The following is a 9,910-nucleotide window of genomic DNA, read 5'->3' as shown; positions in this document are numbered from 1 at the left end:
CCGACGCAACATCCTCCACCGCGCCATCACCTGACCCGCACAGCACCCGAGGAGCCCGCCACCGAACCGGCGACGGGCTCCTCGACCTGCCCGCGCAACCGGCGGTGGCCCAGGGGTCGTGAGTCCACCCAGGTACCGGACAGCCGATCGTCCGATCGTCATCAGTGCTCACCGGAGATCAGGTAGTAGCCCAGAGCTTCCGGAGATCCGCGTTGAGCCCCGCAGCGATGTAAGCGGCGAAGTCCCTAAGCCCATGGGCAGCTTCCCGCTCGTCAGGCCTGTCGCTGGTCGACCATTCGGGCAGAAGCGATTCCAGATACTCATCAAACGGCCACGGTCACGCCACCAATCTCGCATGGACTCGCCTGTCCATCGGCTGTCACCGTCGCAGACATAACCGCGATACGGATCTTGCTGTGTTGCCGCCACCACGGAAGCGCCGCCAACGGTCCCAGCACAGCTCGTCGCAGATCACCTACGAACTGCAGGACCCGCTACCCGGATTCCGTGGCCCGCAGCAGACGTCGCCCGGTGCGTGCGAGGTGGTCTCGGAATCCGGCGGGCTCGTCCACTGTGAAGTCGATGTCGGTAACGGTCAGGACGACGGCCAGCCATTCAAAGGAGTCGACGTAGGCGACATACCGGCAGCGCTGGTCGTCGAGGGCTTCGAGAGTCCCGTCGACGCGGTGGAGGCGAGCCGCCGCTTCACGCGCGCCGACGTGCAGGGTGAGGACGATCCGCAGTGATTTCGGGCTGTTGAAGCGTTCTTCGAGATGTCCGGCGACGTCGTCGACCGGGAGAGTGCGGGGCTCGAACGCCACTTCGGTCATCCTCGGCCCGTCGATCCGGTCGAGACGGAAGTTCCGCCAGTCCCGCCGGTCGAGGTCCCAGGCGTAGAGATACCAGCGCCGCCCGAGCTGCACCAGGCGCATCGGCTCGACGGTCCGGGATGACGTCCCGACCTTCGCGGTGTACTCGAACTCGAGGCACCGGCGGGCCGCGATCGCGGCGGCGAGCACACCGAGGATGTCCGGTGTGACCGACGGCCGGTCGCCTTGGGCGAACTCGATCGCGGCGAGGACTTCGTCGGTCTTGCGGCGCAGGGCCGCCGGGAGGATGCGACGGAGTTTCGCGGCCGCGCGGTCCGCGGACTCGGCGGTGAGGTCGATGCCGGTTCCCCCGGCGGCTGCGAGGCGCAGGCCGAGCACGGTGGCGATCGCTTCGTCGTGTTCGAGCATGAGCGGCGGTAACGCGGCGCCGGCGACGAGCCGGTAGTTGCCGCCGGGACCGCGGCTGCTTTCCACCGGGTAGCCGAGGTTACGCAGGTGATCGATGTCGCGGCGGAGGGTGCGGGGAGGGACTTCCATCGCCGAGGCGAGTTCGACCGCGGTCCATTGCCGTCCGGTCTGCAGGAGCGACAGCAGGCGGAGCATCCGTTCCCTTGGTGCGGTCATGGCGCCTCCCGGCCAGCGCTGATAATTGTGGCCGGAAACCGGCCACATCTGATCGTAGCCTGATCCCATGTCCGAAGTTCAAGGGTCGAGGACCGAACGTGGCCAGTGGATCACGGTGGAAGGTGCGCGGACGCACAACCTCCGCGAGGTGTCGACGCGGGTGCCGAAGCATCGGCTGACGGTGTTCACCGGCGTGTCGGGATCGGGGAAGTCGTCGCTGGCGTTCGACACGATCGCCGCCGAGGCCGAACGCCTGGTCACCGGGACCTATCCGTCGTTCGTCCGGAACCGGCTCCCCCAGCATCCGCCTGCCGACGTCGACCGGATCGACGGGCTGGTCTTCACCACGATCGTCGATCAGCGGCGGTTCACCGGGAACGCGCGATCCACCGTCGGCACGGCGAGCGACATCGCGCCCCTGCTGCGCCTGTTGTTCTCCCGGCTCGGGGAGCCGAGCGCCGGGTTCTCGCCCGCCTACTCGTTCAACGACCCCAGCGGGATGTGCCCACGCTGCGAAGGGCTCGGCGTGGTCGACGACATCGACCTCGACCGGTTGCTCGACCGCTCACGAAGCCTGCATGACGGTGCCGTGCGGTTCCCGACCTTCGCACCAGGGACCTACCGGTGGAAACGACTGGTCCACTCGGGACTCGTCGATCCGAGTGTCCCTTTAGGACGATTACCGGCGAAGAAGATCGACACCCTGCTGTACGCGGAAGGGCTCGCCCTGGACGATCCCGGCCCCGAGTATCCCAAACACGGCACCTTCGACGGCGTCATCCCGCGACTGCGGGAGTCCTACCTGCGCAAGACGCCGTCGCGGCTCACCGCCGAAGAACAGGAAGGGCTCGCCGACGTCGTGAGCCGCGGCACCTGCCCGGACTGCGACGGCACCCGCCTCGGCGAAGCGGCCAGGAAGAGCCTGATCGACGGCCGGTCCATCGCGGACTGGTCGGCGTTGCCGCTCGTCGACCTGCGGGACCTCGTGGCGGCCGTGCGCGATCCGTCGGTGGCACCGCTTCTGCGGGCGCTGCGGGAACGGCTGGACGCGCTGGAATCCGTCGGGCTCGGTTACCTGACGCTGTCCCGGGAGTCGAGGACGTTGTCCGGCGGCGAGGCCCAGCGGGTCAAGATCGTCCGCCATCTCGGCAGCGCCCTCAGTGACGTCTGCTACGTATTCGACGAGCCGAGCACGGGCCTGCATCCACACGACGTGCACCGGCTCCTCGAACTACTGGCGAAGCTCCGGGACGCGCACAACACGATCCTCGTGGTCGAGCACCATCCCGCGGTCATCGCCGCCGCCGACCACGTCATCGACCTCGGACCAGGCGGCGGTGTCGACGGCGGCCGCGTCCAGTTCGAAGGCACGCCGGGCGAACTCACCTCGACCGGCACCGAAACCGGCCGTGTCCTCCGCGCGCCGCTCGACTTCAAGAAGCGAACCCGTTCCCCGCGCGGAACCGTGACGATCGAGGGGGCAGGCAGCCACAACCTGCGGGACATCACCGTCGACGTGCCACTCGGCGTCCTGACTGTCGTCTCCGGCGTCGCCGGCTCCGGTAAAAGCACGTTGATCGCGGGCGAACTTCCCCGGCAGTACCCCGGTTTCGTCGTCGTCGAGCAGGCACCGCTGCGCGGCGGCATCCGGTCGACCCCCGCCACCGTGCTCGGCGTCGCCGAACCGATCCGCGACACCTTCGGCAAGGCCACCGGACTGCCTTCGTCGTGGTTCGGCGCGAACGGCCGCGGTGCCTGCCCTGTCTGCAAGGGAAAGGGTGTGATCGTCACCGACCTGGCGTTCCTCGACGACGTCCAGACCGCCTGCGACGCCTGCGGTGGCACCAGGTTCAACCCGGACGCGCTCGCCGCGACGCTGGACGGCCATACGATCGCCGACGTGCTGGCGATGAACCCCGCGGACGCCGCCACCCTGTTCGGCGACGACTCCCCCATCGCGCGCCGGCTGACCTGGCTGGACCGGGTCGGGCTCGGCTACCTGACCATCGGGCAGAGCCTGGACACCTTGTCCGGCGGGGAAAGGCAACGACTGCTGCTCGCCCGCCACCTCGCCGACGCGGGCCCCGCCGAGGACCTGCGGCTGGTACTCGACGAACCCACCGCCGGGCTGCACGGCAGCGACGTCGACCGGCTGCTCGTCCTGTGCGACGACCTTGTCGACGCCGGGGCGACCCTTGTCCTCATCGAACACAACCAGCGCGTGATCGCGCACGCCGACCACGTCATCGACATCGGACCGGGCGCGGGTTTCGACGGTGGGACCGTCGTGTTCGAAGGCTCGCCGGCCGCTCTCGCCGAGGAACCGGCGTCGATCACCGGCCGTCACCTGCGGAAACACTGAACGCGTTCCCGGCGCCGGACCGGCGCCGGGAACACCCACCCGCCCGGGAACAGTTCCCAGGCAGAGCGAGATGATTCCCGATCAGGAGCCGCCCGACACGCCGGTACCGAACAGTTCGTGCCGGGAATCGTCGTGATCCAGGCCAGACACGCCCTAGCCACGCCGGGGTTTCTGACCTGGTCGCGGCCCAGCCACCTTCGGTTTCGCGATCGTCCGCGTCTCCTCTTCCCTGTCGACGACCTTGGTGAGGAAATGCTGCTGTCCCAGGGTCCACACGTTGGTGGCCAGGAAATACAGCAGCACGCCGATCGGCACCGGGAAGAACGAACCCGAGACCAGCATCCCGAGCGGCGCCAGGTACATCATCAGCTTGGCGATCCCCGCCGCCTGCGGGGCGCTCGCGGTCTGCCGGGCGAGGCCCGCACGCATCGAGAGGAACGTCGCCAGGCTCGCGATCAGCATCAACGGCACCCCGACCGCGATCATCTTGGCGTGGCCGGTGCCGTACGCGGCCAGCTCGGCCGCCGATTGCGAAAGCCAGTTGCCGAGTTTCGCGCCGAACAGGTCCGCGTTCAAAAAGGACTGCACGCCTTCGCGGTCGAAGACGTGGTTCGACTGGGCGCCAGGGGTGAAATCACGCAGCACCCAGTACAGCGACAGGAAGACCGGCAGCTGGATCAGCGCCGGGAGACAGCCACCCAGCGGGCTGGAACCGTTGTCGGCGTGGAGTTTCTGGATCTCCTTCGCCATCCGCTGGCGATCCTTGCCGTATTTCTCCTTGAGCTTCCGCATCCGCGGGGCGAGTGCCTGCGTGCGGCGGCCCGCCCGCAGTGCGCTGAGCGCGGGTTTGACCAGCAGGAGACGCAGGGTGAAGACGAGGAACATGATGGACAGCACCCAGGCCACACCCGAATCGGGACTCAACACGGCGCCGAAAACCTGATGCCAGAACCAGAGAATGGCGGAAACAGGGTACAGAAAGACATCGAACATGAAGTGGTCACTCCGTCGTTTGAAGGTACGCGGGCAGGAGCGACTGCCTCACCTTCGAACGAGGAGAAGTCAGGCAGCCGCGATGCCCGGTGACGGAGCCCGGGAACGGATGCGGCCGCGCGCGTCGGGATCACGCAGGCTCACGAACCACTCCGCGCGTTCGCGCAGGCTGATCGCGCGTACCCGCATCGCCCCGGCCGCCGGTTCCAGGCGGAAGTGCAGGGCGAGGGTGACTACGATGGCGGTGAGGGACGCCGCCAGCGCGGCGGCGAGACCCAGCGGATTGGCGACCGCCACGGAGGCTGTCAGCGCGGTGACCAGGCTCAGCGGGTTGCTTCCGCCGACGACCGGGAGGACGACGAACAATTCCGGCAGGAACAGCGCAAGCACCAGCTTGAGCCGCATACCGAAGAGGGTTCGCTCCACGTCGCCACTTTACCGAAGAATCCGATATTGCGTTGCGGGGTTTCCGCGTTCGACGGCAGGCTGTCGAAGGCCGGGGAACGAGAGTCTGGATATCGTCATGGGTCATGTGGAAGTCGCGCACGTCGAGTACTACCTTCCCGACGGGAGGATGCTCCTGGGCGACGTCTCGTTCCGTGTCGGTGAAGGCAGTGTCTGCGCGCTGGTCGGCGCCAACGGGGCGGGCAAGACGACGTTGCTCCGGCTGATCTCCGGCGAACTCGAACCCGACGGCGGCTCGGTCACCATCAGCGGCGGGCTCGGGGTGATGCCGCAGTTCGTCGGGTCGGTCCGCGACGAACGGACCGTGCGTGACCTGCTCGTTTCGGTGTCCCCCGACGCATTGCGCGCCGCCGCCGTCGCTGTCGACGAGGCCGAACTGGCGCTGATGGAGCGCGACGACGAGGCCGCGCAGATGGCCTACGCCGCAGCGCTCGGCGACTGGGGTGACGCCCACGGCTACGAAGCCGAAGTGATGTGGGACAAGTGCACGACGGCGGCACTCAACCTGCCGTACGAGAAGGCACGCTGGCGGGAGGTGCGCACCCTCTCCGGCGGCGAACAGAAACGGCTGGTACTGGAGGCGCTGCTCCTCGGCGGTTCCGGCGTGCTCCTGCTCGACGAGCCGGACAACTACCTCGACGTCCCCGGCAAGCTGTGGCTGGAAGAGCGGCTGCGGGAGACCCAGAAGACCGTCCTGTTCGTTTCACACGACCGGGAACTGCTGGCGCGGGCGGCGAAGAAGATCATCAGCGTCGAACCCGGGCCCGCCGGCAGCGACGTCTGGGTGCACGGCGACGGCTTCGGCACCTACCACCAGGCACGCTCGGAACGGTTCGAACGCTTCGAGGAACTGCGCCGCCGCTGGGACGAAAAGCACGCCCAGCTCAAGAAACTCGTCGCCGACATGCGCCAGTACGCCGCACGCAGCGACGAAATGGCGTCCCGCTACCACGCCGCGCAGACCCGGCTGCGGAAATTCGAGGAAGCGGGAGCACCCGCCGCTCCCCCACGTGAACAGAAGATCACCATGCGGCTGCGTGGCGGCCGGACCGGCGTCCGCGCCGTCACCTGCGCGGGCCTCGAACTCCGCGGTCTGATGAAGCCGTTCGACCTGGAGATCTTCTACGGCGAGCGGGTCGCGGTGCTCGGCTCGAACGGTTCCGGCAAGTCGCATTTCCTGCGTCTGCTGGCCGGTGAGGACGTCGCGCACGACGGACTGTGGAAGCTCGGCGCCCGGGTCGTCCCCGGGCATTTCGCGCAGACGCACGCCCATCCCGAACTGCTCGGGCGGACGCTCGTCGACATCCTCTGGATCGAGCACGCGCGTGGCCGCGGTCCGGCGATGAACATCCTGCGCCGCTACGAACTTGACGGCCAGGGCGACCAGCGGTTCGAGAAGCTGTCCGGCGGCCAGCAGGCGCGGTTCCAGATCCTGCTGCTGGAGATCGGCGGCGCGACCATCCTGCTGCTCGACGAGCCGACCGACAACCTCGACCTCGCTTCGGCGGAAGCATTGCAGCAGGCACTGGAGGCGTACGAAGGGACCACGGTGGCGGTGACGCACGACCGGTGGTTCGCGCGGTCCTTCGATCGGTACCTCGTGTTCGGGACCGACGGGAAGGTGCGCGAGACCACCGAGCCGGTCTGGGACGAACGGCCGGTCCAGCGGGCGCGGTGACGTCGCGTGTGATTCAATTCCGCCGCACCGCGTGCCGATACCGCGAGTTGCCCACCGTCGGCGAAGAGGGAAGCTGGAGATCTCGTGGAGACCGCCGCAGTACCTTTCGCCATCGCGGCCTTGTGCTGCGCGGCGTTCCTGGTGAGCTTCCTTCGTGACCGACGTCGGCTGCGAAACGGTTTCTATCTCTTCTTCGCGCTCCTGTTCCTCGGCATCACCCTGATCGCCCTGCTGGCCTCCGTGTCACCCGAAGCGGCCGGCTTCGTCACGGTGGGCGTGATCCTGCTGATCGTGCCGACGGTACTGGCACTGACGGTGTTCCTGATCTGCAACGGGATCACCATGCTCCGCCGCGAAGGACGCGGTCCGGCCAACGTACTGTCCTTGCTGACCGGCGCCGGGATCTGCGCGCTGATCGTGTTCAACGCGACGGTCACCCAGCTCGACTGGGAACCGCTCGACATCCTCCGTGGCAGCCTCAACGGCATCCTCGTCTACGTTTCGTTCCTCTTCGTCTGCTTCCTGCTCTACTCGATCGTCTACGGCCGTATCGGTCCCGAAAAGGGCGTGGACTTCATCGTGGTGCTGGGGTCCGGCCTGCTGGACGGCCACCGGGTGCCGCCACTGCTCGCCAGCCGCCTGAAGCGGGCCCAACGCGTCGTGGACGCCGAGGGCCGGGCGCCGATGGTGGTCACCTCCGGCGGGCAGGGGCCCGACGAGGAGCTGCCGGAATCCCACGCCATGGCCGACTACCTGGTCGAAGCCGGGCTGCCGCGTGAGCGGATCCTGCTCGAAGACCGGTCGCGGACGACGTTCGAGAATCTCACCTTCAGCGCCGAAATCATGTGTCAGCGGCAGGCGGACTATCGGTGCACGGTGGTCACGAACAACTTCCACGTGCTGCGCGCCGCCCTCATCGCCCGGCGGGCCAAGGTGCGCGGCCAGGTCATCGGCTCGCCGACGGCCTGGTACTTCTGGCCGAGCGCCACCATCCGCGAGTTCGTGGCCATCCTGGTCGACCACAAGATCAAGAATCTGATCATTTGCGGGTTGATCGTCCTTTCGCAACTTTCCCGGGTCCTCTGAAACCTCACAACGCCAGTCGTGGCCAGGACTCCGTGTCCCGCAACAACTGCCGGTCGTGGGTGGCGATCACCACCGCCGCCGGGGTTGCCCCGAGCGCGTCGGTGAGCTCGTCCACGAGCGTGGCCGACAGATGGTTGGTCGGCTCGTCCAGCAGCACGACATGCGGACGGCGGGTCAGCATCAATGCCAGGTCCAGCCGCCGCCGGGCACCGACCGACAACTCGGCCACCGGCCGGTGCCGGTCGTACCCGCCGAGCAGGCCCAGTTCGCCCAGCCCCGGCCCCGCGACACCCGCGCGGGCGGCCTGTTCCTCGTACAGCTCCCTCGCCGTGCGCGTGCCAGGCAGCTCGGACTCCTGACCCAGCCGTCCGACGCGGACCGACCGCGCGCCGGTGACCGCGCCCGTATCCGGCTCCAGGTCGCCGGCCAGCACGGTCAGCAGCGTCGACTTCCCCGCGCCGTTCGGCCCGGTGATCACCAGCCGGTCGCCGCTCTCCAGCGCCAGCCCGACCGGACGGGTGAGCCGTCCGGCCACCGTCACCCCGGCGGCCCGCAGGAGGGTCGCGCCGCGATGCTCCGGCAGCTCGGGCATGGCGAACCGGGCCGGTGGCGGCGGGACGGCCACCACCTGCGCGTTCAGCTCCTCCCGCCGCCGGTGGACGGCACGGACCAGCCCGGGCGCACGGGTGGCGCGGGTATGCCTGCCGGTGCCCTTGGGCGGCCGCCAGTTGTCACGCAGCCGGTTCTGCGCCGCCGAAAGATCGTCGGCGAGACGCTGCCGCTCGGCGATCTGCTCGGCGTGCAGTGCCTCCCACCGGGCACGTTCGGCACGGCGTGCCTCGACGTAAGCCGGGTAGCCACCGCCGTAGACCCGAGGCCGGTCGTCGCTGGACGGGTCGAGGTCGAGCACCGTGGTGGCCACATCGGTGAGCAGCGCCCGGTCGTGGCTGACCAGCACGACCACGCCGGGGTACGCGCGCAGCCGCTCGGTGAGGTGACCGAGCCCGGCCGCGTCGAGGTGGTTGGTCGGCTCGTCGAGCAGCAGCACGGAGTGCCCGGCCCCGAGCAGGCAGGCGAGCCGCACCCGATGACGCTGCCCGACCGAAAGGGTCCCGAGTGGACGATCCCGGTCGTCGACGGCGTTCAGCGCGGCCAGCGAGACCTCGACCCGCCGGTCGGCGTCCCACGCGTCGAGCGCTTCGACGTCCGCGAGTGCCTCGGCGTAGGCGTCCTCCGCACCGGGACAGCCTTCGGTGAGTGCCTCGGTCGCGGTCTCCATGCGGGACAGGGCGCCACGCACGGTGGCGAGTTCGAGGTCGATCAGCGCACCGACGGTATCCGAGGCGCCGAGCGGGATCTGCTGGTCGGCGACGCCGACCGAACCCGCGCGGTGCACCTCGCCGCGGTCGGCGGGCAGGTCACCGGCGAGCACCCGGAGCAGGGTGGTCTTGCCGCGACCGTTCTCCCCGACGACGGCGAGCCGCTCACCGGCGGCGGCGAGGAGATCGACACCGGACAGCACCGGGCGTCCACCGAAGGAGACGTGGACATCGGACAGGCGGACGTGCGCCGCACGCACCGGCGAAGGTGAAAGAGGGGATGACATGAAGGAACTGCCTCCAGCGAAAAGTGATGAGCAGGTAGGACGAGGTCCGGTACCGCGGCTCGCGGTACCGGTGGAGGCGTTGTCCCTCAGAGGAACAGCAGTTGCTGCATCACGATCGACAGGGTAAGACGACAGCGCGGAACGGCGCATCCGATTTTTCGCGGGCCACGGGCAGGGGAGATCCACACCTTCGCACCAATCGCCGCCGTCCGGTCACCCCGCGAATACCCCCTTCCACCAGCGGCGACACGCCGGACTCGCCAGCA

The 9,910-nt window shown here is 68.7% G+C and carries 7 protein-coding genes; 3 read left to right on the top strand and 4 right to left on the bottom strand.

Annotation, left to right across the window (positions count from 1 at the left end; genetic code table 11):
* Positions 1-494: 494 nt before the first annotated feature.
* Positions 495-1,454, bottom strand: a complete 960-nt coding sequence (locus AB0M65_RS28160; protein WP_364033819.1) for a YafY family protein — start codon at positions 1,452-1,454, stop codon at positions 495-497.
* 67 nt (positions 1,455-1,521) lie between these two features.
* Here AB0M65_RS28160 and AB0M65_RS28155 point away from each other — a divergent pair, with 67 nt between their 5' ends.
* On the top strand, positions 1,522-3,816 hold the full coding sequence (locus AB0M65_RS28155) for an excinuclease ABC subunit UvrA (RefSeq protein ID WP_364033816.1): 2,295 nt from the start codon (positions 1,522-1,524) through the stop codon (positions 3,814-3,816).
* A gap of 153 nt (positions 3,817-3,969) precedes the next feature.
* Here AB0M65_RS28155 and yidC read toward each other — a convergent pair whose 3' ends face one another.
* Both yidC and AB0M65_RS28145 read right to left on the bottom strand, forming a co-directional pair.
* Positions 3,970-4,809 carry a membrane protein insertase YidC gene (gene yidC / locus AB0M65_RS28150; RefSeq protein ID WP_364033813.1) on the bottom strand — a complete coding sequence of 280 codons (840 nt, stop codon included), beginning with the start codon at positions 4,807-4,809 and terminating at the stop codon, positions 3,970-3,972.
* 69 nt (positions 4,810-4,878) lie between these two features.
* Complete coding sequence (locus tag AB0M65_RS28145) at positions 4,879-5,235, bottom strand: DUF6412 domain-containing protein (RefSeq protein WP_364033810.1); 357 nt, start codon at positions 5,233-5,235, stop codon at positions 4,879-4,881.
* Positions 5,236-5,332: 97 nt separating this feature from the next.
* Between AB0M65_RS28145 and AB0M65_RS28140 the strand changes: the two genes are divergently transcribed.
* Both AB0M65_RS28140 and AB0M65_RS28135 read left to right on the top strand, forming a co-directional pair.
* Complete coding sequence (locus AB0M65_RS28140) at positions 5,333-6,952, top strand: ATP-binding cassette domain-containing protein (protein WP_364033807.1); 1,620 nt, start codon at positions 5,333-5,335, stop codon at positions 6,950-6,952.
* A gap of 84 nt (positions 6,953-7,036) precedes the next feature.
* On the top strand, positions 7,037-8,038 hold the full coding sequence (locus tag AB0M65_RS28135; RefSeq protein ID WP_364033804.1) for a YdcF family protein: 1,002 nt from the start codon (positions 7,037-7,039) through the stop codon (positions 8,036-8,038).
* Positions 8,039-8,042: 4 nt separating this feature from the next.
* Here AB0M65_RS28135 and AB0M65_RS28130 read toward each other — a convergent pair whose 3' ends face one another.
* Positions 8,043-9,644, bottom strand: a complete 1,602-nt coding sequence (locus AB0M65_RS28130; protein WP_364033802.1) for an ABC-F family ATP-binding cassette domain-containing protein — start codon at positions 9,642-9,644, stop codon at positions 8,043-8,045.
* Positions 9,645-9,910 lie beyond the last annotated feature (266 nt).

Source organism: Amycolatopsis sp. NPDC051071 (assembly GCF_040682875.1).
Lineage (GTDB): Bacteria > Actinomycetota > Actinomycetes > Mycobacteriales > Pseudonocardiaceae > Amycolatopsis.
This window is presented reverse-complemented; position numbering and strand designations above follow the sequence as displayed.

What these genes read in the sequence shown, in the direction of transcription:
- AB0M65_RS28140 (WP_364033807.1), top strand. Translation starts at nt 5,333, where the DNA reads ATGGGTCATGTGGAAGTCGCGCACGTCGAGTACTACCTTCCCGACGGG.
- yidC (WP_364033813.1), bottom strand. Translation starts at nt 4,809, where the DNA reads ATGTTCGATGTCTTTCTGTACCCTGTTTCCGCCATTCTCTGGTTCTGG.
- AB0M65_RS28160 (WP_364033819.1), bottom strand. Translation starts at nt 1,454, where the DNA reads ATGACCGCACCAAGGGAACGGATGCTCCGCCTGCTGTCGCTCCTGCAG.
- AB0M65_RS28155 (WP_364033816.1), top strand. Translation starts at nt 1,522, where the DNA reads ATGTCCGAAGTTCAAGGGTCGAGGACCGAACGTGGCCAGTGGATCACG.
- AB0M65_RS28130 (WP_364033802.1), bottom strand. Translation starts at nt 9,644, where the DNA reads ATGTCATCCCCTCTTTCACCTTCGCCGGTGCGTGCGGCGCACGTCCGC.